Raw genomic sequence first — 23,890 nt, 5'->3', positions numbered from 1 at the left:
ACCACGGATCGCACGCCTGGGCCGAGGGTCAAGTTTCAACCGGATGCGCATTGCAGCGCAATTTTGCAGGCCGGACACACAATGCGTGAGTCTGCCCGCAACCGGTAGCCTGACCTGTAGCAAATCCCTTATCTCCAGGAGAACCCCCGTGACGTCTTCCACCCCGTCAGTCACCGACCAGCCTCTGGCCGAAGTCGATCCCGAAATCGCTGCCGTTCTCGATGCCGAGCTCGGGCGCCAGCGCGACACGCTGGAAATGATTGCCTCCGAAAACTTCGCCCCGCGCTCCGTGTTGGAGGTCCAGGGATCCGTCCTGACCAACAAGTACGCCGAGGGCTACCCGGGCCGCCGCTACTACGGCGGCTGCGAGCACGTGGACGTGGCCGAGAACCTGGCCATCGAACGCGTCAAGAAGCTGTTCGGCGCCGAGTTCGCCAACGTCCAGCCGCACGCCGGCGCGCAGGCCAACGCCGCCGCGCTCGCCGCCCTGATCAATCCGGGCGACAAGATCATGGGTCTGTCCCTGGCCCATGGCGGACACCTCACCCACGGCATGAAGCTGAACTTCTCCGGCAAGCTCTATAAGGTCGCCGCGTACGAGGTGGACCCGCAGACCTTCCGCGTGGACATGGACAAGGTCCGCGAGCAGGCCCTGGCCGAGCGCCCGAACGTCATCATCGCCGGCTGGTCCGCCTACCCGCGGCAGCTGGACTTCGAGGCGTTCCGCTCCATCGCGGACGAGGTCGGCGCCTACTTCTGGACCGACATGGCGCACTTCGCCGGCCTGGTGGCCGCTGGCCTGCACCCGAACCCGGTGCCGCATTCCGACGTCGTGACCTCCACCGTGCACAAGACCCTGGCCGGGCCGCGCTCGGGCGTCATCCTGGGCAAGCAGGACTTCGCCAAGAAGATCAACTCCAACGTCTTCCCGGGCCAGCAGGGCGGGCCGCTGATGCACGTCATCGCAGCCAAGGCCGTGGCCTTCAAGATCGCCGGCAGCCAGGAGTTCAAGGACCGCCAGGCGCGCGTGCTCGAGGGCGCCCGCATCCTGGCCGAACGCCTCACCGCCGCCGACGTCACCGAGGCCGGCGTCTCCGTGCTGACCGGCGGCACCGACGTGCACCTGGTCCTGGTGGACCTGCGCAACTCCGAACTGGACGGCCAGCAGGCCGAAGACCTGCTGCACTCGGTGGGCATCACCGTGAACCGCAACGCGGTGCCGTTCGACCCGCGCCCGCCGATGGTTACCTCCGGCCTGCGGATCGGCACGCCGGCGCTGGCCACGCGTGGTTTCGGCTCTACCGAATTCACCGAGGTTGCCGATATCATCGCCACAGCGCTGAAGGGCGGGGCCGACGTCGAGGCGCTGCGCACGCGCGTGACCAAGCTGGCCCAGCAGTTCCCGCTGTACCCCGGCCACGAGCAGTGGTAACGCCGGCTCCGGCCGGTTCCCGCAGTCCACGTATTCCGAACAGGAGCCCGATGAATTCTGAAGCCACCCAGACCGCGCAGAAACTGGACGGAACGGCTACGGCCAAACGCATTAAGGAAGAGCTCACCGAGCGGGTTGCCGCGCTGAAGACCCGCGGTATCGTGCCCGGGCTCGGCACGGTGCTGGTGGGGGAGGACCCAGGCAGCAAGTGGTACGTCGGTGGCAAGCACAAGGACTGCGCCGAGGTGGGCATCAATTCCATCCGCCGCGACCTGCCGGACACCATCTCGCAGGAGGAACTGGAAGCGGTCCTCGATGAGCTGAACAACGATCCGGCCTGCACCGGCTACATTGTCCAGTTGCCGCTGCCCAAGCACATCGACACCAACGCCATCCTCGAGAAGATCGATCCGGCCAAGGATGCCGACGGCCTGCACCCGATGAACCTCGGCCGGCTGGTGCTCAACGTCAACGCGCCGCTGGATTCGCCGCTGCCGTGCACTCCGCACGGCTGCGTGGAACTGCTGCTGCGCCACGACATCGAGCTGGCCGGCAAGCGCGTGCTGGTGGTGGGCCGCGGTGTGACCGTGGGCCGGCCGCTGGGGCTGCTACTGACGCGCAAGTCCATCAACGCCACCGTGGTGCTGGCCCATACCGGCACCGTGGACCTGGCCGATGAGCTCCGCCGCGCGGATGTGGTGATTGCCGCCGCCGGCATGCCGCACATGGTCAAGGCCGAAGACCTCAAGCCCGGTGCCATTGTGCTCGACGTCGGTGTCAGCCGCGTTGAGGATGAGGAGACCGGCAAGGCCAAGGTCACCGGCGACGTGGAGCCCGCGGCCAAGTCCGTGGCCAGCTGGCTCTCGCCGAACCCGGGCGGCGTGGGTCCGATGACCCGCGCCATGCTGCTGGCCAACGTGGTGGAAGCCGCCGAGCGCCAGGCACGCTGACCGCAGTTCTGCTGCGTTTCGGGATTCTGCTCCGCTTTCACGGCGGCAGCAGGATCCCGTTTCGCAGTTAAACCCCGCTTCGAGGCGGGCCTACTCCCGGTGGAGTAGGCCCGCTACACCTCCGGGCGGAAGCGCAGCGCCCCGTCGCGCAGGTACGCTCGGATCATGAACCCGGGCTTCCGCGGGCCGCCCACCGCCGTCCTGATTGCGGTGACGGCCGTCATCCAGCTGGTCGGCACCAGTTTTGCCGCCGCCCACCAGTTTTCCCAGCGTCCGCTGGATCCTCTGGCCTACTCGCTGCTGCTGGCCGGCCCCGCGCTGCTATCGCTGCGCCGCAAGGCTCCCGGTCCCATGGCCGCCGGGGCAGCCCTGGCAACAGGAACCTATTTCGCGGCCGGCTATCCGGGCGGACCCATCTGGCTCTCCCTGGTGGTGGCGCTGTTCATCGCGGTGCGCTCCAAGGCACGCTGGTGGGCCTGGGGAGCCGTCGGCGGCCTGGCTCTGCTGTTCTTCTTCGCCACTTTCTTCACGGGCGGGCTCGCCGATTCTGCCCGGGCCGGGGCGGGCGTGGCCTGGCTGGTCATAGTCGTCATGATGGGGGAGCTGCTGGCGTCCCGTGCCGGACGACGCGCCGAACGCCGGCGCTCCGAGCTCGAGGCGGAGCAGCGCCGCCGGAATGAAGAGCGGCTGGTCCTTGCCCGGGATATTCACGACGTCGTTGCGCACTCCCTCTCGATGATCAATGTGCAGGCATCGGTCGCCCTGCACCTGGCACGGAAGGATCCGGATCCGGAGCAAATGCGGCAGGCATTGGAAGCCATCAAGTCCGGTTCAAAGGACGCCCTCGCCGAAGTGCGCGACGTCCTCGCGGTGCTGCGCCAAGATGCGCCGAGGGCTCCGGCCCAGCGGCTCGACCAGCTGCCGGAACTGCTGGCACGGGCCGAACAGGGCGGGCTGCAGGTCCGGCTGGATAACCACGCGGGCCAGCTATCTGAAAGCGCAGCCCCGGCGGAAAGCACGGCGTACCGGATCATCCAGGAAGCCGTCACCAACGTCGTCCGGCACGCGCACGCCAGCCAGGCGTGGGTGGGCATCAGCGTCGCCGGTGGCGTGCTCGAAGTGACGGTGGAGGACGACGGCGTGGGGTTGGGTAATGCGCCGGAAGGCAACGGATTGCGCGGGATGAGAGAGCGGCTTGATACGCTCGACGGCGAACTGGCGGTGGGGACGCGCGAGCCTGCAGGCACCCGCGTGCATGCCCGCATTCCGCTGCCGGGCGACAGGCCTGCAGCTGCCGGCCGGCCTGCAACGGGCGGCGGGCCGGGTTCAGGAGGGGCAGACCGATGATCAGGGTGCTGCTGGCGGATGACCAGACCCTGATCCGGGCCGGCTTCAGGGCGCTGCTCAACGCCGAAGACGATATGGAAGTCGTCGCGGAGGCCGGTACAGGTGCCGACGCGGTCCGCCTGGCCAAGGCAACGCGGCCGGATGTGGTCCTGATGGACATCCGCATGCCCGGGGGAGACGGCATCGACGCCACCGCCACGATTCTGGCCGCGGCCGAGCTCTCCGGTACGCGCGTCATCATGCTGACCACCTTCGAACTGGATGACTACATCATCGACTCCATCCGGGCCGGGGCCAGCGGCTTCCTGGTCAAGGACACCGAGCCCGAAGAGCTGATCCGCGCCGTGCGTGCAGTGGCCGACGGCGACGCCCTCCTCTCGCCGTCCGTCACCCGCCGCCTCCTGACCAAGGTGGCCGCCGAGTCCCGCCCCGCGCCCGCAGCGCCGTCGTCGTTGGAGCAGTTGACCGCACGGGAACGGGAAGTTCTGGCCTTGGTCGGCGCCGGGTTGAACAACGCGCTGATCGCCGAGAAGCTGTACATCACGCCGCTGACTGCAAAGACGCATGTCTCGCGCATCATGACCAAGCTGATGGTCCGTGACCGCGCGCAGCTGGTGGTCCTGGCCTACGAGTCCGGGCTGGTCCGGCCCGGCTGGACCGGCGCGGCGCCGGACCGGTAACAGCCGTAGCCTTCAGCCCGCCCGGCCAGCCAAGTCACGTGGGAGTACTGCCGGGCACTCCCGGGAGAGTAGCCGGCGGTGCATAAGTGTCTCCACCGGGGCGACGACCTGCGGCGCCGCGCTCGGAAGACTTGAACTGTGATCGACGGACGGTCACGAACGAAAAGTTTGGAGCAATCATGTTGACCGCAGCAACCGGCGCCATCGCCGCCAGCAGCTTTGTCGCCCAAGGACCTTGGAATGACGGCCGCGGACCCGGCTGGTGGATCCTGCTGGTTCCGCTCTTCTGGATCCTGGTTATCGGCTTCGCCGTCTTCCTGATCCGCCGCACCATGTGGCGCAACCGCAGGCAGGAAAGTGTCCTGGGCGCCGAAGGCGTCCTGCGCGAGCGGTATGCCCGCGGGGAGATCGATGAGACGGAGTTCCGCCAGCGGCTGGAGGTACTTCGCGCCCAGCCGCAACGCTAGCCGAGGCTGGTCCGGCCCCGGCTACGACGCAAACGAAGAGGCCCCGGACATAAAATCCAGGGCCTCTTCGGGCTGTTCTGTGCAGGAGCGCTTTAGACGGTGGCCTTCACGGTGTCGACGTCGTCGGTGGAGGCGCCGCGGCGCTTATCGAAGATGGTGGCTCCGACTTCCTGCTCGGCCTGGTTCTTGATGCTCAGGTCGATACCCGGACGGTCCCGCAGGACCAGCACGGCGCCCATGGACACGAAGGTCACCAGCAGCAGGTAGACCGACACGGCCGTGGAGGAACCGGTGGCCTGCACCAGCGCCTGCGCAATGGTCGGCGCGAACGCCCCGCCGAGGATGGCGCCCAGCGCGTAGGAGATGGAGACGCCGGAGAAGCGCACGGAGGCCGGGAAGATCTCGCTGTACCAGGCAGCCTGCGGTCCGTAGCCGAGACCCAGGCCCACCGAGAACAGTCCCAGCGCCAGGTAGAGTGCCCACAGCTCGCCCGTGTTGATCAGCCAGAACAGTGGGAAGACGGTGATGGCCTGCGCGGTAAAGCCGATCAGGTAGGTCTTCTTGCGTCCGATCTTGTCGGAGAGAATGCCGGCCAGCAGGGTAAAGACAAACCACATTGCGGCACCGAAAGTGATGGCCAGCAGGACCGGCGTGCGGTCCAGCCCGACCGGGCCGTTCGGATCCGTGGCGTAGCTGGGGATGAACCCGCCGGTTGCCATGTAGCCCGCGGCGTTGTTGCCGGCGAAGACCAGCGCGGCCAGGATGACCAGCAGCCAGTGCTTCTTGAAAAGCTCGACGGCGGGAACAGAGCGCTGCTCTTTCTTCTCCGCGATTTCCTGGAAGACCGGGCTTTCCTCCACGGTCCGGCGGACAACGTAGCCGACCACAATGAGCACGAAGCTCAGCAGGAACGGTACGCGCCAGCCCCATTCGACGAAGGCTGCGCCGGGGGAGATGACACCGGTCATCAGGGCGGTGACGCCCGAGGCCAGCAGCATGCCCAGGGGAACACCGAGCTGCGGGAAGGAGCCCGCGCGGCCGCGGCGGTCCCGCGGAGCATGCTCGACGGCCATCAGGACCGCGCCGCCCCATTCGCCGCCGGCGGAGATGCCTTGGACGATGCGCAGCAGGAGTAGCAGGATGGGAGCCAGCACGCCGGCGGTGGCGTAGGTGGGCAGGAAGCCGATCAACGTAGTCGACGCGCCCATCAGGATCAGCGTGAGCACCAGCATGGCGCGGCGGCCGATCTTGTCGCCGTAGTGGCCGGCAAGGAAGGCGCCCAGAGGCCGGAAGAGGAAGCTGATGCCCACAGAGGCGAAGGCAAGCAGCAGGCCGATCGAGTCGCCGGCCGGCTTGAAGAAGAGGTCGGCGAAAACCAGACCCGCGGCCGTGGCGTAAATGAAGAAGTCGTACCACTCGATGGTGGTGCCGATGATGGTGGCAAAGGCCACCCGGCGCTGGTTCGAAGCCTCGGAGCGGGGCTGCGTGTGAGTGCTCATACATGTTCCTTGATCGAGCGATTACTGCAATGTGGCCGGCACGGGAGCCGGTTGAATTCATGAACGGTTGAAAAGTGGAACTAGTCCACAGTTGTTACGAGTATCACAGGAAAACTTCCTCCGGTAAACTTCAGAGAACTGCATAACTTCCTTGATTGGACCGAAGAACCGTGGCTAACTTCACGCTCCGCCAGCTGGAGCTTTTCGCTGCCCTGCCGGATTTCCCCACCCTGAGTGCGGCCGCGGCCAGCCTGCGCATCTCGGAGTCGGCTCTATCCCAGGCCATCACCGCCCTGGAGAAGGTCGCGGGGGAGCAGCTGTGCGTGCGGCGCAAGGCGCGCGGGCTCCAATTGACTCCTGCGGGGCAGTTCTTTGCCCAGCGGGCGCGCCGGCTCATCCGCGACGCCGACGACCTGGTCAACGACCTGGCCGGAGAAGCCGGGACGCTCAAGGGCCCGGTGAAGCTGGGCTGTTTCAGCAGCCTGGCCCACAACCTGCTGCCCGGCATCCTTGAAGCCCTGCCTTCCGCACATCCGCAGCTGAACGTGGACGTCACCGTGGGCACGCACACCGAACTGCTGCCCGCGCTGGATGCCGGGCTGCTGGATATGGCCATCGTCTACGACATGCAGCTGCCCGCGGGGTACAACCAGCGGACCATCTACCGGACGGAACTCGAGGCCGTCCTGCCGCCGGACCACAAGCTTGCGGCGCAGGAGACGGTGGATCTGGCGCAGCTGGCCGAGGAGTCCCTGATCATGTACGACTCCAGCCCCAGCACTGCCAACACCCACCATGTCTTCGCCGAGCGCGGCCTGCGTCCCAACGTAGTCTCGTCAATGCCCCAGATGGTCCTCGTGCAGGCGATGGTCGGCCGCGGACTTGGGTATGCCCTGCTGATGTCCAGGCCGAACTCTCCGGGATTGACCGTCGAGGGCCGTCCGGTGGCCATCCGGCCGTTGTCCCCGCCGGCCACCCGGACCACGGTCTGCGCCATCTGGCCCGAAGACATGTCGCTGAGCCCGCGGGCCGAAGCCGTGGTGGACCTGGCCGTGCGGGTTCTGGGCGGCCAGGACTGAGAACCGGCTAGACGCCTGCCGCGGCGGCCTTGGAGTAGGCCTTGAAGTCGAATTCCAGGTCGGCGGCCTGTTCCGGGGCGAGGGTGCGTCCCTGGGCGAGGAGCCGGCGGGCGGCCATGTGGTCGGCAGGCTGGTTCACGGATTCGACTGCCACCAGCCGGCCGTTGCGGAAGCAGAAGACGGAGAACTTCCCCTCATCCGGGTTCCCGCGCAGGACGGTTTCGTCGTCGGGGTGCGCGATCCCGGCGATCTGCAGCCGCAGGTCTCCCTGGGTGGACCAGAACCAGGGCAGCTCGGTGTAGTCGCGGCCGCCGTCGTGGGTGTCGAGGATGGACTTGGCGGTGTGCCGGGCCTGGTCGGTGGCGTTCTGCACGGATTCGAGCCGGGTGCGCGCCTCGGCGTGGTGGCTGGGGTAGTTCGCGCAGTCGCCCAGGGCGTAGATGTCCTCGTCGTCGGTGCGCATGGCACTGTCCACCGTGATGCCGTTCGCCACCGCGAGGCCTGCCTGCTCGGCGAGTTCGGTGCGGGGGATGACGCCGATGCCCACCAGCACCATGTCGGCGGGGTAGGTTTCGCCGGTGGTGCTGACCGCGGCGGCCACGTGCCCGCGCTCGCTTGCCTGCCCGGCTTCGCCCTGCCCGCTGTCGTTGCCGGTGAAGGAGGCGATGCCTTCGCCCAGGCGGAGGTCCACACCCATGTTCCGGTGGGCCTGGGCAAACCAGTTGCCCATCACGGGGCTCAGCGCGCGGGCCATTGGCCGGTCCGCGTATTCGAGCACCGTGACGTCCAGCCCGCGTTTGCGCGCCGCGGCGGCGAACTCAAGCCCGATGAAACCGGCCCCGATGACGACGACGGAACGCACCGTGTCCAGGCGGGCGTGGACGGCTTCGGCGTCGGCCAGGGTCCGCAGCCCGTAGATCCCTTCCAGACCGCTGCCCGGGACGTTGAGTTCGCGGTTGGCGGCGCCTGTGGCCAGGACCAGCGTCGTGTAGGCGATGCTGGCTCCGTCGGACAGCGCAATGGTTTGTCCGGCGCGGTCGATGGAGGTGACCCGCACGCCCAGGCGGGAGTCGACGTCGTTGTCGGTGAAGAACTTTTCCGCGCGCAGCGGCAGCGGTTTCGGCTCCTTGTCCGCGGCCATGAAGTCCTTGGACAGCGGCGGGCGCTGGTACGGGAAGTGCGTTTCCTCGCCGATCACCGTGATGGTTCCGGCGTAGCCTTCCTTGCGCAGCGAGTCGACCAGCTGGATGCCGGCCTGCCCGTTGCCGACAATGACAATGTTCTGCTGGTTCCGCGGGTTCTGCGAGTGCTGCGCGTTGCTCGATGTGCTGGGTACGGCGGTCATGGTGGCCCTTCTCTGCGGTGGCGGACTTCCTAGATCTGGCTGGCGGGGACGTCGACCTCGATCTCGTCGAACCCTTCGCCCGCCTTGATCTGGCAGCCCAGCCGGCTGCGGTCCTCATCGCGCGGGTCTGCGGTGCATTCGAGCATTTCCTCTTCGTCCTCGCTGATTTCCGGGAGCCCGTCGAGGTACTCGGGACGGACGTAGACGTGGCAGGTGGCACACATTGCCTGGCCGCCGCATTCGCCGACGATGCCGGCGACGCCGTTGGTCACGGCCGCGCGCATCAGGGAGGTGCCCGGGTCGACGTCGAGCACGTCTACATTGCCGTCATTGTGGTGGAAGCTGACTTTAGCCATGGGAGGTTTCCTTCTTGAAAGTGTGGTCTGGTCTGATGATATGCCGGTTACTTCGCGTCCCAGCGGACCGGCAGGGCGTTCATGCCGCGGAACACCCAGCCGGCATCGACGGCCGGCCGTTCCGGGTCCAAGCGCAGGTTGGGCAGTTCGGCGAAGAGCTGCGGCAGCGCGATCCCCGACACCGAGGCCTTGGCCACCCACGCGCCGGCGCAGTAGTGGTTGCCGCCGCCGAAGGCCAGATGCGGCTTCTTGGGCCTGTTGATGTTGAAGCTCTCCGGATCCTCGAAGACCTCCGGGTCGCGGTTGGCAGCACCAACAACGACGCCGAGGCGGGCGCCCTTGGGCAGTTGCACGCCTTCCAGGACGGTGTCGCGGGTGGTTTCGCGCGGGTACATGCCGATGGGTGCGACCCAGCGGACGGATTCCTCGAACACGGTGGGATAGAGCGCGGGGTCTGCCAGCACCTGGGCCAGCTGGTCCGGATGGGAGAGCAGCGCCCAGACTGCCACGCCGAGCACGTCGCGGGGTTCGTTCAGGCCGCCGCCGATGGTCATCTTCATGTTGGCCCGGATGGCTTCCAGCGGGATCGGCATGCTGGTCATGCCGGAGAGCAGGCTCGAGTCCGGGTTCTTGCGCAGGTAGGGCAGGATCTCATCGATCGCGTCGTCGACCTCGTTGTAGGACTTTTCCGAGGCGGCCCAGACCTCCGGGTCATCGGCGTAGTTGCCGGTGCCGTTGATCATCGACTGCGACCAGCGCTGCATGTCTTCCTGCGTGGCGTTGTGGAAGCCCATCACCAGGCGCAGGTTTTCCGCCGCGTACGGAGCGGCGTACTCCCAGATCAGGTCGGAGCCCGGGCCGGCGGCCTTGAGCCGGGCCAGGTACTTTTCGTGGTTGGCCTGGAAGATCGCGTTCCAGTGCTCCTTGATCGCCTTTGGCCGCAGCACCGAACCATAGGACTTGCGGTCGACGTCGTGCTCCGGATCATCCTTGCGGAGCATCGAGTGGCCCATGGCGCGCTTCATCAGCGAGTTGGTTTCGTCGGCGGAGAAGATTTCCTGGTCATTCTCGACCGTGTGGCAGGCCGCGTAGCTGGTGACCATGTAGCGGTTCACGGCAGGCACCCAATGGACCGGCGCCTCGGAACGCATCTTCCGGTAGATCGGGAACGGGTTGCGGTAGAGGTCCTCGATGGTCACCCAGTCCGCGGTGGGCACCGGGCGGGCTGCAATGGCTTCGGCGGTCATCGTCCACTCCTTGTTGCTGCCGGTCGGACCGGCACGTAGGTGAGCTGTCTTTCAACTGAGTGTGGCAGGAGTCATATCCTCGGGTAAAGTTCATAAATAGTTGATTTATCCGCAGAAAAGCGGGGGATAGGAGGAACGGTGGCGCGCTACACGCTGAGGCAGCTCTCCTACTTCACTGCGGTGGCGGAAGCGGGAACCATTTCCGGTGCTGCGGCCAAGCTGCATGTGTCCCAGACCGCCGTCGCCGCAGCGGTGACCGAGCTGGAACGAATCTTCAAGACGCAGCTGACGGTCCGGCGCAAGGCCCACGGGGTGTCGCTGACGCCGGCCGGCTCGTACCTCTACGCGCAGGCCGCCGAGCTCCTGCGCTCCGCCGAGGAGCTGGAGCTCAACGCCAGCAGCGGCGGGCGGGAGTTGGCCGGGCCCTTGGTGATCGGCTGCTATGCCACCGTCGCGCCGACCATCCTGCCGGTGCTGATCGAGGGCTTCACCGTGAACCATCCGAAGGTGCAGCTGGACTTCGTGGAAGGGCCGCAGGACCGGATCCAGGAGCGGCTCTTCGCCGGGGAGCTGGACCTGGCCATCGTGTACGACATGGACCTGAGTCCCGGGCTGGGCTCGGTCCAGCTCTACGACGTGCGGGGCTATGTGCTGTTGCCGCTGGCCCACAGGTTGGCCGGCCAGCCGGAGGTTTCGCTGCAGGAGCTGGCCGAGGATCCAATGATCCTGCTGGATGCCCCGCCAAGCAGCCACCACACCATGACGCTGTTCGAGCAGGCCGGCGTCAGCCCGGCCATCCGCTACCGGACCACGGACTTCGAGCTGACGCGTTCGCTGGTGGGCCGCGGCGTCGGGTATTCGGTGCTGGTGCAGCGGCCGGCGATTGATTCCTCCTATGAGGGGCTGCCGGTGGTGCCCAAGCCGATCGTGCCGGCCGTGAAGCCCGTTGCCGTGAAGATGGTCTGGCCCGAATCGATCAGGCTGACTGACCGCGCGGAGGCCATGGTTGGCTTCGCCGCCAGCGCCGCCCGGAATGCCCGCAATCTGCCGCCTGCCTAGGCGTACGGCGGTGATTGACCTTGCTCAATCAGTGAACTCGATTAGGCTTATGACGTGCCTAACATTGCCGCGCCGAAGCAGCTGACCAAGACGGTTATTTCCGCCCGCGGGCTCACCAAGAAGTATGGGGATTTCGCCGCTGTCGACGGCATCTCCTTCGACGTGCCCGCCGGTGAATCCTTCGGGCTGCTCGGCCCCAACGGCGCCGGCAAATCGACCACCATGCGGATGATCGGCGGCGTCTCCCAGCGCACCTCCGGCGACCTGGCCATCATGGGTCTGGACCCGGAGCAGCATGGCCCCGAGGTCCGTGCGCATCTGGGCGTGGTTCCGCAGCAGGACAATCTGGACGAGGACCTCAGGGTCCGCGACAACCTGGTTGTCTACGGGCGTTACTTCGGCCTGCCGCACAGCTACCTGCGGCCCAAGGCGGACGAACTGCTCGAGTTTGCCCAGCTCTCGGACAAGGCCAAGGCCAAGGTGGACTCGCTCTCCGGCGGCATGAAGCGCCGGCTGACCATTGCGCGCTCGCTGATCAACGAGCCGAAGATCCTGCTGCTGGATGAACCCACTACAGGCCTGGATCCGCAGGCCCGGCACATCCTGTGGGACCGGCTGTTCCGGCTCAAGGAACAGGGCGTGACCCTGGTACTGACCACCCACTACATGGACGAGGCGGAGCAGCTCTGCGACCGCCTGATCGTGGTGGACAAAGGCCGGATCATGGCCGAGGGGTCCCCGGCCGCCCTGATCCGCGAATACTCCACGCGGGAGGTGCTCGAGCTGCGCTTCGGCTCCGAGCGCAACGCCACAGTGGCCGCCCAGCTCGAGGGGATCGGCGAGCGCCTCGAAACCCTGCCGGACCGCGTGCTGATTTACACGCACGACGGCGAAACATCGCTGGAACAGGTCAGCGGGCGGGGGCTTCACCCGGTGACCTCGCTGGTGCGCCGCTCCAGCCTGGAAGACGTGTTCCTGCGCCTGACCGGCAGGAGCCTCGTTGACTGAGAACAATCTCCAGCCCAGGTCCGCACACCCCGGGCCAACCCCGTCCCCGGGGTCCGCCAGTGCCCGCGAGGCAGACGCGGCCACGCCGCTGTTGTCCCTCCACGTTCCCCTGACCCCGGAGCAGTCCGCCGCGAAGGCCCGGAAATACGGCTCCCTCTACTTCGCCGAGCACTGGATCCGGACTATGCGCGGCTACGGCTGGACGGTGGCCATGACGGCCGTGGGCACGCCCCTGGTCTACCTGTATGCCATGGGCGTCGGCCTGGCCTCGCTGGTCGATGCCAACTCCAATGCAACGCTCGACGCCGGCAACGGCGCCGTGGTCTCCTACCTCACCTTTGTGGCCCCGGCCCTGCTGGCCACGGCCGGCATCATGGTGGCCAGCGAGGAGAACACGTATCCCGTAATGTCCGGCTTCAAATGGCGGCGCACGTACTACGGGCCCAACGCCTCCCCGCTGGGCAGCCATCAGTTGGTCAATGGCCACGCGCTGGGAGTTTCCTTCCGGCTGCTGCTGACCACCGGCATCTACTTCGCGTTCCTGCTGCTGTTCGAGGCAGTGCCCGGCTCCACCGGCTGGATCATGATCTTCACGGCCGCCCTGGGCGGGATGGCTTTCGGGCTGCCGCTGATGGCCTATGCCGCCAGCATTCAGGAGGACCGCGGACAGTTTGCGATGGTCCAGCGGTTCATCGTCATGCCGCTGTTCCTGTTCTCCGGCACGTTCTTCCCGCTGGCCTCCATGCCGTGGGCGGTGCAGTGGATCGGCTGGCTTTCCCCGCTGTGGCATTCCGCCGAGCTGGGCCGGGTGCTCAGCTACGGATACGGGGAGCCGGTCTGGCTGACCATCACCCACGTACTCTATCTGGCGGTGCTGGCACTGGCCGGCTGGATCTTCGCCCAGCGGATCTATGAGCGGAGGCTGGGCAAATGAGCGCGACCGCGGGCAGCGGCCGGACTTCTTCCGGGGACCAGCTTCAGCTCCTGCCGTCGGGGCGCCCCTTCGGTTCCCTTTACTCGGGAAATGTACGTGCCGTCGTCGCACGTGGTCTGAAGGCGACATGGGGCAGCAACTGGGCGGTCATGGCCAGCGGCTTTGTGGAGCCGGTGCTCTTTCTGATTGCCATGGGCATCGGGCTCGGCTCGCTGGTCGGAACCGTGGAAGGACCCGGCGGCCAGGAGATCGGCTACATCGCCTACATCGCCCCGGCCCTGCTGGCCGTGTCGGCGATGAACGGCGCGGTGTACGACTCCACCTGGAATGTGTTCTTCAAGCTGAACTTCGCCAAGCTGTACCAGGGCATGCTCTACACCTCGCTGGGCCCGCTGGACGTGGCGCTCGGCGAGATCACGCTGGCCCTGCTCCGCGGCGCGCTCTACGCCACGGGCTTCACGGCCATCATGGGGGTGATGGGGCTGATCACCACGCCTTGGGCGCTCCTGATGATTCCGGCGTCGGTGGTCATAGCTTTCGGGTTCGCGTCCTTCGGAATGGGCATCACCAGCTTCATGAAGACTTTCCAGCAGATGGACTGGATCAACTTCCTCATGCTGCCGATGTTCCTGTTCAGCGCGACGTTCTACCCGCTGTCCGTGTACCCGCAGGCCATCCAGTGGATGATCCAGGCGCTGCCGCTGTGGCACGGGGTGGAACTGCTGCGCCAGCTCAGCGTCGGCACGTTCACCGCCGCCACTGGCATCCACGTGCTCTACTACCTGGTCATGATTGTGCTCGGCCTGATCCTGACCACCGCGAGGTTGCGGAAACTGTTCCTGAAGTGATGGTGCGCCTGCTTTCTGCCGCCGACAGCCGGCAGGCCACCCGAGGGTAGCCATCCTTCCGGGTGCGGGTGATCATGGAAAGTGCCCGATGGAACGCTTACACGAAGTTCAGGAGTTGGCGATGATAGGTACATGGCAGTCGCTGGTCATAGATTGTCCGGATCCGGATTCCCTGGCCACGTTCTACGAGCAGTTGCTGGGCATGATCCGCATCCAGCACGACGAGGACGGCTGGATCAGCATCGGCGACGGGACGGGACGCCCCGGTATCGATTTCCAAAAGGTGGAGGACTACATGCCGCCGCAGTGGCCCGGCAGCGAGCACCCGCAGCAGATGCACGTCGACGTGCGGGTAAAGGACCTGGACATTGCGGAGGATCTTGCCCTCAAGCTGGGCGCGACCAGCATGGATTCAGGCACCAAAACCTTCCGGGTCTATCTGGACCCGGCGGGGCATCCGTTCTGCTTGGTGCTTTGGTGACGCTGCCCGGCGTGCGCGTAAAGCGGCGCTGCCAAGACGGTCCGCGGCGGATCGTTCGCCTGCGGTGGAAGCAGCCCGCGCCCCGGGTCAGGATTTGAGACAATAGCTCCATGCAATCCCTTGGGAACCCCTCAGCGAATACCTCTGCCAACCGCGTCCTGCCGTTCAAGGCGGGCAATCTCGGCATCGCCGTCATGGTGCTGGTCTTTCTTTTTGCCGTTGTTTTCGCCGCCAACCAGAACGATGTGATCGGCTGGATCGTGGCCATCATCGCGCTCGGCTGGTTGCTGCTGGCTGCCTTCGTGGTGTTCAGCGTCCGGGGTGCCACCAAGAAGGCCAAGGAGAAGTTCGCCACCGCCCAGGCAGACTTCGCTGCCCAGCAAATGCCCAAGGGCTCCGCCGGCGGCACCGCCGTGGTGGAGGAGCAGGTGGCCAGGGCCAACGCCGTCCGGGACGAGAAGCTGGACCACAGCTTCAAGATCGTCCAGGTCCAGGCCAAGGTCGTCCGGGACTATCTGGGCAAGGACGAGGGCATGGTGGAGCGCGCCCTCGATACCATCGAGGTGACCGCCCACAACGGCCGCGGCATGATCCGCAAGAACGACGGCGAGGGTCCGGTTACGGGCACGGTTGTCAACTGAGCTGCGGGCTTGGGTAAGGTAGTCGAGTGAGTTTGGCACTCGAGGGCATCGTTCAGGAATCCGGTACTGCAGCAGGCGGAGCAGGCATCGCGGTAAGGCAAAAATTGCGGATCGCCACCGTCAACGTCAATGGCATCAGGGCCGCCTACAAGCGCGGCATGGAAGCCTGGCTGGCGGAGCGCGATGTGGATATTCTGTGCCTGCAGGAAGTCCGGGCCCCTGACGCGATTGTGCGCGAACTGCTCGGGGACGGCTGGCACATCCTGCACGCCGAAGCCGAAGCGAAGGGCCGCGCCGGCGTCGCCGTTGCCTCCCGCATCGCCCCGGTGGCTACCCGGGACCACATCGGCGACGACTACTTCGTTACTTCCGGCCGCTGGGTTGAAGCGGACTTCGAGATCCCGTCCGACGACGGAACCCAGACGCTGACCGTGGTCAGCGCCTACGTCCACTCCGGCCAGGCTGATACACCGAAGCAGGTGGACAAGTACCGGTTCCTGGACGTCATGGGCAACCGCCTGACGGAGCTGAAGACCACCAAGGACTACGCGCTGGTGGTCGGCGACCTCAACGTCGGCCACACCACCCTGGACATCAAGAACTGGAAGGGCAACGTCAAGAAGTCCGGTTTCCTCCCTGAGGAACGGGCTTACTTCGACCGCTTCTTCGGCGACGAGCACGGCTGGCGGGACGTGCACCGTTCCCTCGCCGGCGAGGTTCCCGGTCCGTACACCTGGTGGTCGTGGCGGGGGCAGGCTTTCGACAACGACGCCGGCTGGCGCATCGATTACCACATGGCCACCCCGGAGCTCGCCGCCCTCGCGTCCGACGCCGTCGTTGACCGCGCCGAGACCTACGACGCGCGTTTCTCAGACCACGCACCCTTGGTAGTGGACTACCGCTTCTAGAAAGATCCTGCTCATATGACCAGCACAACCCAGACCACCGACGACGCCGAAACCACCAAGGCCGCCGCAAGCACTTCGCGAAAGCGGCTGCTCTCCGGCATGCAGCCCTCGGCGGATTCGCTCCACCTCGGGAACTACCTCGGCGCCCTGGTGAACTGGGTCAGCATGCAGGATGAATATGACTCCATCTTCTTCGTCCCGGACATGCACGCCATCACCGTGGACCATGACCCGGCCGAGCTCGCCACGCGCACCCGGGTGACCGTCGCGCAGTACATTGCCGGCGGGATCGACATCGAGAAGTCCACCCTCTTCGTCCAGTCCCATGTGCCCGAGCACGCGGAGCTGGCCTGGGTGCTGAACTGCATTACCGGTTTCGGCGAGGCCTCCCGGATGACCCAGTTCAAGGACAAGTCGCAGAAGTCGGGAGCCGAGCACTCCAGCGTGGGCCTGTTCGCGTACCCGGTCCTCATGGCCGCGGACATCCTGCTCTACCGCCCGTACGGCGTGCCGGTCGGCGAAGACCAGCGCCAGCACCTGGAACTGGCCCGCAACCTGGCCCAGCGCTTCAACCACCGCTTCGGCGAGACCTTCGTGGTCCCTGAAGCGGTGATTCCGCGGGAGGGGGCGAAGATCTACGATCTGCAGCACCCGAACGCCAAGATGTCCAAGTCGGCCGATTCCCCGGCGGGCCTGATCAACATCCTGGACAACCCGAAGACCGCGGCGAAGAAGATCAAGTCCGCGGTGACCGACGACGGCACCGAGATCCGCTTCGACCGCGACACCAAACCCGGCGTGTCCAACCTGCTGACCATTTACTCCACGCTCAGCGGCAAGAGCATCGACTCGATCGTCGCGGATTACCAGGGCAAGATGTACGGCCACCTGAAGGTGGATCTGGCGGAACTCGTGGTGGAGCGGTTGGCGCCCATCCAGTCCCGCGCCCAGGAACTGCTGGACGATCCGGCCGAGCTGGACAGGCTGCTGGCCCGCGGCGCCGAAAAGGCCCGCGGTATCGCCTCGGCTACACTTGCCGATGTGTATGACAAGGTCGGTTTCCTGCCCGCAGGGGCACGGCGCTAGCAATGTGCCAGCACCGGCTGCAGGTGGACCCCGGCGTCGCTCCGGACGGCGGCGTCCGTACGGCTGCCCTGCCTGAGGTGGGCTGTGCCGGCGTCGTAATCGGCATTCCGGAGCCGCTGGCCGGCGACCTTGAGGGCTGGCGAGCCTCCTTCGGCGACCCAATGGCCGCCGTCATCCCGCCGCACGTCACGCTGGTGACAACGACGCCGGTAGCGGATTGGGCTGCGACTACCGAACACGTCCGCCGGATTGCCCGCAGCCAGCAGCCCTTCACTGTAGCCCTGCGCGGCACCGGCAGCTTCCGGCCGGTGTCGCCGGTGGTCTACCTCAACATTGCCGAGGGCTTCGATGAAATCGTTGCGCTGCACCGGAAGCTGCAGGCGGGACCGTTGGCCCGGGAGCTGGAATTCGACTTCCACCCGCACATCACCGTGGCCCACGATGTCAGCGATGCCGGCATGGATGCGGCCGAAAATAAGCTTGCTGACTATGACGCTTCCTTCGCCGTCAGTAGCATGGGCCTGTACGAGCACGATTCGTCAGGAGTTTGGATACTGCGGGAAGAGCTGAGCTTTGGGACAGAAATCGGCGCAGAGGGCAGCGCGCAAGGCGACGGGCAGCAGCGGGAGTAAATCCGAAACACCGCATCCGCTCGAACGGCAGAAGCTGAAGGTTGTCGAGCTGGAAAAGCGGCGCGCCTTCGTCCGGGCCCGGCGCCAAGGCTCCACGGGCAAGACGGTGTTGGCCGCCCTGCAGTACTTTCAGGCGAAAGCCCACGCGTGGCGGGTCATGCGGGTCTGGATGCTCTACAGCATGCGCCACGGGCCGCTCATGGCCGCGGGCAGCGCCTACAATATGTTCTTCTCCGTGGCAGCGATGCTGGTGGCGGGATTCTCCATCTTCGGCCTCATCGCCTCCGGAAACCGCGACCTGCAGCTGGCCGTGGTGGAAGTGGTCAACGATTCCACGCCCGGGCTGATCAATACCGGCGACGGCGGCTTGGCCAAGCCGGAGCAGCTCTTCTCCCAGAGCGGGGCGTTCGGCATCACGCTTATCATTTCCACGGCCGCCATGATCCTGACCTCCCTGGGCTGGATTGCGGGCCTGCGCGAGGGGATGCGCGGTGTCTTCGGGCTCCCGCCGCTGCAGGGGAACCCGGTTCTGATCAAGCTCAAGGACGTCGGCACGCTGCTGTTGCTGGGGGTGGCGCTGATGCTGACCTCGGCCGTGGCCGGCATAGCGAACACTGCGCTGGACTTGATCATCAATCTGCTCCATTTCGACGGCGGCGCGGTGGTTCCGCTGACGAAGATCACCGCGGTGCTGGTCATGCTGTTGCTGGACATGGTGGCCGCCGTGGTGCTGTTCCGGATCGCCTCCGGTGTCCGCATGCCGCGCAGCATCATGTTCCAGGCAGCGCTGATCGCCGGGATCGGCAGTACCGTGCTGCGGTACTTCGCGTCGGACCTGCTGGGTACCGTGGGAAACAACCCGCTGCTGGCGCCGTTCGCGGTGATCCTGGGCCTGTTTGTCTGGTTCTACTTCCTCAGCCAGGTGTACCTGATAGCGACGGCGTGGGGTGCCATCGGCAAGGCGGACCTGCACGCCCGGGAACAGGCCGGCGGCCGGACACGCGGCTTCCTGTCCCTGCGCCGGCGCGCTCAGCTGAAGCAGGACGGTGGCCTCGACCACGCGCTCGACGGCGCCAGCGTTCCGTGAGCAGTCTGCCAGGCTGCAACCGTCCTGCCGGTTCCGCGCACTGGTTCCGTCCGGCAGGGTCAGCTCAGCGGGTCTTCGGTATCCAGGTACTGGTTGGCCCAGGCGGCGATCAGCAGGCCGGCGCGGTCCGTTTGATCCCGGTCGGTCAGCATGTGGTTGCTGCCTTCGAGCGAGATGAATGACTTGGGGTGCTTGGCCGCCGCGAAGATCTCTCCGGCGTTCTCCACGCCCACGGTGTTGTCGGTGGGGGAGTGCATGACCAACAGCGGCCGGTCCAGGTTGCTGATGCAGCCGGTCAGATCGGTCCGGCGCAGATCTTCCACGAGTTGCCGGCGGATTTCGAGCCGTTTGCCGCCCAAGGTGATTTCGGCCGAGCCGGTGCGCTCGACGTCGTCAATCTCTTCGTCGAAAAGGTGCATCACATGGTCCGGCCGGAACGGGGCGGCCACGGTGGCCACGGCCTTGACCTCGTCGAGGCTGCCGACCGCGCCTAGCACGGCGGCCCCGCCGAGGGAATGGCCGATCAGCAGCGAGATCCGGCGACCGCTCTCGCGCATGAACGCCGCCGCACTGCCGATGTCCGCCATTTTTGTGGAGAAGGTGGCCGCCGACCAGTCCCCGGTGGAGCCGCCCAGTCCCGCGGCATCATAACGCAGCACGCCGATGCCGTGCCGGGCCAATGCCTTGGAGATCCGGGCCGCGGCCGCGCTGTTCTTGCCCAGCGTGAAGCCGTGGCAGAACAGCGCCCAGGCTCGCACTTCGCCGTCGGGTATATCCAGGACCCCGGCCAGCGTGGTGCCGCCAACCCCTGGGAAGCTCACTTTCTCGAACGTGGTCATGCTGCTCCTGTCTGGCCGTCAAGCCGGAATACGGGCGGATGGTTAAAAGCGTAAGGTGCCGATTCCTGACGAATCGGCACCTTACGTATGCTGGCAGGTCGTAAGGACCTGACGGACCCGGCAAGCCGGGACGGATCAGATCTTGCGGTTCAGCACGGCGTTCTTGACCTCGGCAATCGCCTTCGTCACCTGGATGCCACGCGGGCAGGCCTCGGTGCAGTTGAAGACGGTGCGGCAGCGCCACACGCCTTCCTTGTCGTTGAGGATCTCCAGGCGCATGTCGCCGGCATCGTCGCGCGAGTCGAAGATGAAGCGGTGCGCGTTGACGATAGCGGCCGGGCCGAAGTACTGGCCGTCCGTCCAGAAGACCGGGCAGGACGAGGTACACGCAGCGCACAGGATGCACTTGGTGGTGTCATCGAAACGCTCGCGGTCCTCGGCGGACTGCAGGCGCTCACGCGTCGGCTCGTGGCCCGAGTTGATCAGGAACGGCATGATCTCGCGGTAGGACTGGAAGAACGGCTCCATGTCCACGATCAGGTCCTTCTCCACAGGCAGGCCCTTGATCGGCTCGACGAGGATCGGCTTGGAAGTGTCCAGGTCCTTCAGCAGCGTCTTGCAGGCCAGGCGATTGCGGCCGTTGATGCGCATGGCATCGGAACCGCAGACGCCGTGGGCGCAGGAACGGCGGAAGGAAACCGAGCCGTCGTGCTCCCACTTGGCCTTGTGCAGGGCATCCAGCACGCGGTCCGTGCCGAACATGGTCAGCTTGAACTCGTCCCAGCGGGCTTCTTCCGAAACCTCGGGATCGTACCGGCGAACCTTCAGCGTGATGTCGAAGCTCGGGACTTCCCCTCCGCCGCCGACCCCGGGGGCCAGCTCGACCTTTGACGGTCCTTCGGGAATTTCGGTCGGGGTGCTCATTAGTACTTCCTCACCATCGGTTCGTAGCGCGTGAATACAACCGGCTTCGTTTCCAGACGGATACCGGCGACGGACTCGGACGTAGCCAAGTCATCCTTGTATGCCATGGAGTGCTTCATGAACTTTTCGTCATTACGGTCCGGGAAGTCTTCCCGGAAGTGGCCGCCGCGGGATTCCTCGCGGTGCATGGCGGCAACGGTCATGACCTGGGCCATGTCCAGCAGGAAGCCCAGTTCCACGGCTTCGAGCAGATCCAGGTTGAAGCGGCGGCCGCGGTCCTGGATGCCGATGTTCTTGTAGCGCTCACGCAGGGACGCGATCACGTTCAGCGTTTCGTTCAGGGTCTGCTCGGTGCGGAAGACCTGGACATTTGCGTCCATGGTGTCCTGCAGTTCCTTGCGCAGCTGGGCAACGCGTTCGGTGCCGTTGGCCGCACGGACCTGTTCGATCAGATCGATCGTGAACTGGTCGGCGTTTTCCGGAACCTCCACGTACTCCGCTACCTTGGCGTACTCGGCGGCGGCGATACCGGCGCGCTTGCCGAAGACGTTAATGTCCAGCAGCGAGTTGGTGCCCAGTCGGTTGGAGCCATGGACGGAGACGCAGGCTACCTCACCGGCGGCGTAGAGGCCGGGGACAACCGTGTCGTTGTCCTGCAGAACCTCGGCCTTGATGTTGGTCGGGATGCCGCCCATCGCGTAGTGCGCGGTCGGGAACACGGGCACCGGCTCGGTGTACGGTTCCACGCCCAGGTAGGTGCGCGCGAATTCGGTGATGTCCGGGAGCTTGGCGTCGATGTGCGCCGGCTCCAGGTGGGTCAGGTCCAGCAGGACGTAGTCCTTGTTCGGGCCGCAGCCACGGCCCTCGCGGACCTCGTTGGCCATTGAACGGGCCACGATATCGCGGGGCGCAAGGTCCTTAATCGTCGGGGCGTAGCGCTCCATGAAGCGTTCGCCGTCGGCGTTGCGCAGGATGCCGCCTTCGCCGCGCGCGGCTTCGGAGAGCAGGATGCCCAGGCCGGCCAGGCCGGTCGGGTGGAACTGGAAGAACTCCATGTCTTCCAGGGGGATGCCGCGGCGGAACGCGATGCCCATGCCGTCACCGGTCAGGGTGTGGGCGTTCGAGGTGGTCTTGAAGACCTTGCCCACACCGCCGGAGGCGAAGACCACGGACTTGGCCTGGAAAACGTGGATCTCGCCGCTGGCGAGGTCATAGCTGACGACGCCGGCAACACGCTTCTGCATGTAGGGAGTTCCGTCTTCGCGGAGTGCTTCCTCCTCGACCAGGAGCAGATCCAGAACGTAGTACTCGTTGTAGAACTCAACGTTGTGCTTGACGCAGTTTTGGTACAGGGTCTGCAGGATCATGTGGCCGGTACGGTCGGCGGCGTAGCAGGCGCGGCGGACCGGGGACTTGCCGTGGTCGCGCGTGTGTCCGCCGAAGCGGCGCTGGTCGATCTTGCCTTCGGGCGTGCGGTTGAAGGGCAGGCCCATCTTTTCCAGGTCCAGCACGGCGTCGATGGCTTCCTTCGCCATGACCTCGGCGGCGTCCTGGTCTACCAGGTAGTCGCCGCCCTTGACCGTGTCAAAGGTGTGCCATTCCCAGTTGTCTTCTTCCACGTTCGCCAGCGCGGCGCACATGCCGCCCTGGGCAGCGCCGGTGTGGGAACGGGTGGGGTAAAGCTTGGTCAGTACTGCTGTTCGCGCGCGCTGGCCTGATTCAATGGCGGCGCGCATACCGGCGCCACCGGCACCGACAATAACGACGTCGTACTTATGGACCTGCATACCAGATGCTCTTTCTGTTGAAACCAAATGTTCTTCACGGGCTGATGCTGCCTCGGGTGCTGCCCCGATGGCAGCGCCCGCGGCGTTCTGCTGGATGTTCTGCCGGCCGCGTTTCCGGCGCGGCCGGGCGCCGGACTACGGCGCGGGGCAGAAGGAAGGCAGCAGTTCAGCAGCGGCGTTCGGCGGGCACGGATCGAAGGTGAAGATCACCAAGGTGCCGAGCACAATGATGACGGCCGTGGCCGCGTAGAGAACGGTCTTGAGCCAGAAGCGCGTGCCGTCCTTGTCCGCGTAGTCGTTGATGATGGTGCGCACACCGTTGGTGCCGTGCAGCATGGCCAGCCACAGCATCGCCAGATCCCAGATCTGCCAGAACGGGTCGGCCCATTTGCCGGCCACGAAGCCGAAGTCGATGGCGTGCACGCCCTCGCCAACCATGAGGTTCACAAACAGGTGGCCGAAGATCAGGACAACCAGGACGAGGCCCGAAACGCGCATGAACAGCCATGCGAGCATTTCAAAGTTGCCGCGGGAGCTGCCATGGCGGGTGTACTTAGGTGCAACGCGACCGGAGCGCGGTGCCTGGATTTCAGATGTAACTGCCATGATTAGTGACCCCCGGTGAATGCGAGCGTAAGGTGACGGATCAGGAACGGAACCATGACGAGAACCCACAGCCCGACAACGCCCCACAGCAGCTGTGCCTGGTACTTCGGGCCCTTCTTCCAGAAGTCCACGAGGATGACACGCAGTCCGTTAAAGGCGTGGAAGACGATGGCTGCTACCAGCCCCGCTTCCAGAAGGGCCATGAACGGGTTCTTATACGTGGCTATAACGACGTTGTATGCCTCCGGCGATACGCGTACCAGCGCGGTGTCCAGTACGTGTACTAAGAGGAAGAAAAAAATTGCGACGCCGGTGACGCGGTGTCCTACCCATGACCACATGCCTTCTCGGCCGCGGTAGAGGGTGCCTGCTGGTGTCTTCGACACTGAATTAACCTCCCTGCATCGCAAGGGCGCTAGCGTGGTTTCCACGCAGAGTTACGCCATGCGAGAGCGCTCTTCGTTCTAGACTAATCTAGGCTTCGCTCAGGGCTTATTCAATTTGAAGACACTCACATGTGAGCTTTTTAACAGCGGCGCTGTCATGTACGCCTGTTCCGCGCGAAATAGGGGCAAATTCAGGCATTTAGGCCATTAAAACATGCCCTATTCCCGGCCTCGCAAACAGGCTGCAGCGTCCGAACCTGGC

At 65.7% G+C, this 23,890-nt stretch carries 25 protein-coding genes; 16 read left to right on the top strand and 9 right to left on the bottom strand.

Annotated features, from left to right (window positions below):
• Positions 1-148: 148 nt before the first annotated feature.
• The 5 genes from glyA to AC3A4M_RS06305 all read left to right on the top strand — a co-directional run bounded on the left by glyA (position 149) and on the right by AC3A4M_RS06305 (position 4,876).
• On the top strand, positions 149-1,432 hold the full coding sequence (gene glyA / locus AC3A4M_RS06325; RefSeq protein WP_169991183.1) for a serine hydroxymethyltransferase: 1,284 nt from the start codon (positions 149-151) through the stop codon (positions 1,430-1,432).
• A 50-nt stretch (positions 1,433-1,482) separates the two neighbouring features.
• Positions 1,483-2,382: a bifunctional methylenetetrahydrofolate dehydrogenase/methenyltetrahydrofolate cyclohydrolase gene (locus tag AC3A4M_RS06320; RefSeq protein ID WP_498733341.1), complete on the top strand. Its 900-nt coding sequence runs from the start codon at positions 1,483-1,485 to the stop codon at positions 2,380-2,382.
• Between the two features lie 165 nt (positions 2,383-2,547).
• On the top strand, positions 2,548-3,729 hold the full coding sequence (locus tag AC3A4M_RS06315) for a sensor histidine kinase (RefSeq protein ID WP_498734677.1): 1,182 nt from the start codon (positions 2,548-2,550) through the stop codon (positions 3,727-3,729).
• Positions 3,726-4,409, top strand: a complete 684-nt coding sequence (locus AC3A4M_RS06310; protein WP_498734676.1) for a response regulator — start codon at positions 3,726-3,728, stop codon at positions 4,407-4,409. Before AC3A4M_RS06315 ends, AC3A4M_RS06310 begins: the two co-directional genes overlap by 4 nt.
• A 179-nt stretch (positions 4,410-4,588) precedes the next feature.
• Positions 4,589-4,876 carry an SHOCT domain-containing protein gene (locus AC3A4M_RS06305; protein WP_498734675.1) on the top strand — a complete coding sequence of 96 codons (288 nt, stop codon included), beginning with the start codon at positions 4,589-4,591 and terminating at the stop codon, positions 4,874-4,876.
• Positions 4,877-4,968: 92 nt separating this feature from the next.
• Here AC3A4M_RS06305 and AC3A4M_RS06300 read toward each other — a convergent pair whose 3' ends face one another.
• Entirely contained in the window at positions 4,969-6,375 is a 1,407-nt protein-coding gene (locus tag AC3A4M_RS06300) for an MFS transporter (protein ID WP_498734673.1), read from the bottom strand.
• 155 nt (positions 6,376-6,530) lie between these two features.
• On the opposite strand from AC3A4M_RS06300, the gene AC3A4M_RS06295 reads away from it, so the two are divergent.
• Entirely contained in the window at positions 6,531-7,454 is a 924-nt protein-coding gene (locus AC3A4M_RS06295) for a LysR family transcriptional regulator (RefSeq protein ID WP_498734672.1), read from the top strand.
• 7 nt (positions 7,455-7,461) lie between these two features.
• Here the strand turns inward: AC3A4M_RS06295 and AC3A4M_RS06290 are convergent, their stop codons facing one another.
• The 3 genes from AC3A4M_RS06290 to AC3A4M_RS06280 are packed head-to-tail and all read right to left on the bottom strand — an operon-like array spanning position 7,462 to position 10,402.
• On the bottom strand, positions 7,462-8,799 hold the full coding sequence (locus AC3A4M_RS06290) for an NAD(P)/FAD-dependent oxidoreductase (protein ID WP_498734670.1): 1,338 nt from the start codon (positions 8,797-8,799) through the stop codon (positions 7,462-7,464).
• Positions 8,800-8,828: 29 nt separating this feature from the next.
• Positions 8,829-9,155 carry a 2Fe-2S iron-sulfur cluster-binding protein gene (locus tag AC3A4M_RS06285; RefSeq protein ID WP_074699272.1) on the bottom strand — a complete coding sequence of 109 codons (327 nt, stop codon included), beginning with the start codon at positions 9,153-9,155 and terminating at the stop codon, positions 8,829-8,831.
• A 47-nt stretch (positions 9,156-9,202) separates the two neighbouring features.
• The gene (locus AC3A4M_RS06280; protein WP_498734668.1) at positions 9,203-10,402 is read right to left on the bottom strand and encodes a cytochrome P450; all 1,200 of its coding nucleotides are present in this window, start codon (positions 10,400-10,402) and stop codon (positions 9,203-9,205) included.
• Between the two features lie 138 nt (positions 10,403-10,540).
• On the opposite strand from AC3A4M_RS06280, the gene AC3A4M_RS06275 reads away from it, so the two are divergent.
• The 10 genes from AC3A4M_RS06275 to AC3A4M_RS06230 all read left to right on the top strand — a co-directional run bounded on the left by AC3A4M_RS06275 (position 10,541) and on the right by AC3A4M_RS06230 (position 19,086).
• Positions 10,541-11,461, top strand: a complete 921-nt coding sequence (locus tag AC3A4M_RS06275) for a LysR substrate-binding domain-containing protein (RefSeq protein WP_498734666.1) — start codon at positions 10,541-10,543, stop codon at positions 11,459-11,461.
• Between the two features lie 54 nt (positions 11,462-11,515).
• Positions 11,516-12,469 carry an ABC transporter ATP-binding protein gene (locus AC3A4M_RS06270; protein ID WP_498734664.1) on the top strand — a complete coding sequence of 318 codons (954 nt, stop codon included), beginning with the start codon at positions 11,516-11,518 and terminating at the stop codon, positions 12,467-12,469.
• Entirely contained in the window at positions 12,462-13,403 is a 942-nt protein-coding gene (locus AC3A4M_RS06265; RefSeq protein ID WP_498734662.1) for an ABC transporter permease, read from the top strand. The genes AC3A4M_RS06270 and AC3A4M_RS06265 overlap by 8 nt, the downstream gene beginning before the upstream one ends.
• Positions 13,400-14,251 carry an ABC transporter permease gene (locus AC3A4M_RS06260; RefSeq protein ID WP_498734660.1) on the top strand — a complete coding sequence of 284 codons (852 nt, stop codon included), beginning with the start codon at positions 13,400-13,402 and terminating at the stop codon, positions 14,249-14,251. Before AC3A4M_RS06265 ends, AC3A4M_RS06260 begins: the two co-directional genes overlap by 4 nt.
• 121 nt (positions 14,252-14,372) lie before the next feature.
• The gene (locus tag AC3A4M_RS06255; RefSeq protein ID WP_498734658.1) at positions 14,373-14,732 is read left to right on the top strand and encodes a VOC family protein; all 360 of its coding nucleotides are present in this window, start codon (positions 14,373-14,375) and stop codon (positions 14,730-14,732) included.
• 110 nt (positions 14,733-14,842) lie between these two features.
• A complete protein-coding gene (locus tag AC3A4M_RS06250) occupies positions 14,843-15,373 on the top strand; it encodes a hypothetical protein (RefSeq protein WP_498734656.1) in 531 nt (176 codons plus the stop codon).
• Positions 15,374-15,459: 86 nt separating this feature from the next.
• Positions 15,460-16,281 (top strand): exodeoxyribonuclease III, encoded by an 822-nt coding sequence (locus tag AC3A4M_RS06245; protein ID WP_498734800.1) that lies wholly within the window; start codon positions 15,460-15,462, stop codon positions 16,279-16,281.
• 15 nt (positions 16,282-16,296) lie between these two features.
• Positions 16,297-17,367, top strand: coding sequence for a tryptophan--tRNA ligase (trpS, locus tag AC3A4M_RS06240; protein ID WP_498733316.1), 1,071 nt, complete (start codon positions 16,297-16,299; stop codon positions 17,365-17,367).
• A 2-nt stretch (positions 17,368-17,369) separates the two neighbouring features.
• Positions 17,370-17,999, top strand: a complete 630-nt coding sequence (locus AC3A4M_RS06235; protein WP_498734654.1) for a 2'-5' RNA ligase family protein — start codon at positions 17,370-17,372, stop codon at positions 17,997-17,999.
• On the top strand, positions 17,941-19,086 hold the full coding sequence (locus AC3A4M_RS06230) for a YihY/virulence factor BrkB family protein (RefSeq protein WP_498734653.1): 1,146 nt from the start codon (positions 17,941-17,943) through the stop codon (positions 19,084-19,086). The genes AC3A4M_RS06235 and AC3A4M_RS06230 overlap by 59 nt, the downstream gene beginning before the upstream one ends.
• Before the next feature lie 59 nt (positions 19,087-19,145).
• On the opposite strand, the gene AC3A4M_RS06225 is transcribed toward AC3A4M_RS06230, so the two are convergent.
• The 5 genes from AC3A4M_RS06225 to sdhC all read right to left on the bottom strand — a co-directional run bounded on the left by AC3A4M_RS06225 (position 19,146) and on the right by sdhC (position 23,628).
• Positions 19,146-19,925 carry an alpha/beta hydrolase family protein gene (locus tag AC3A4M_RS06225; RefSeq protein ID WP_498733310.1) on the bottom strand — a complete coding sequence of 260 codons (780 nt, stop codon included), beginning with the start codon at positions 19,923-19,925 and terminating at the stop codon, positions 19,146-19,148.
• 135 nt (positions 19,926-20,060) lie between these two features.
• Complete coding sequence (locus AC3A4M_RS06220) at positions 20,061-20,849, bottom strand: succinate dehydrogenase iron-sulfur subunit (RefSeq protein ID WP_139006896.1); 789 nt, start codon at positions 20,847-20,849, stop codon at positions 20,061-20,063.
• Positions 20,849-22,636, bottom strand: a complete 1,788-nt coding sequence (gene sdhA, locus AC3A4M_RS06215; protein WP_498733308.1) for a succinate dehydrogenase flavoprotein subunit — start codon at positions 22,634-22,636, stop codon at positions 20,849-20,851. The genes AC3A4M_RS06220 and sdhA overlap by 1 nt, the downstream gene beginning before the upstream one ends.
• A gap of 135 nt (positions 22,637-22,771) precedes the next feature.
• Positions 22,772-23,242, bottom strand: coding sequence for a succinate dehydrogenase hydrophobic membrane anchor subunit (locus AC3A4M_RS06210; RefSeq protein WP_498733306.1), 471 nt, complete (start codon positions 23,240-23,242; stop codon positions 22,772-22,774).
• Between the two features lie 2 nt (positions 23,243-23,244).
• Positions 23,245-23,628, bottom strand: a complete 384-nt coding sequence (sdhC, locus tag AC3A4M_RS06205; protein ID WP_139006899.1) for a succinate dehydrogenase, cytochrome b556 subunit — start codon at positions 23,626-23,628, stop codon at positions 23,245-23,247.
• Between the last annotated feature and the right edge of the window lie 262 nt (positions 23,629-23,890).

It is taken from the genome of Arthrobacter sp. Soil_C_60 (assembly GCF_057656375.1).
Note: the sequence above shows the minus strand (reverse complement) of the source record. Positions and strands in the feature narration are given on the sequence as shown.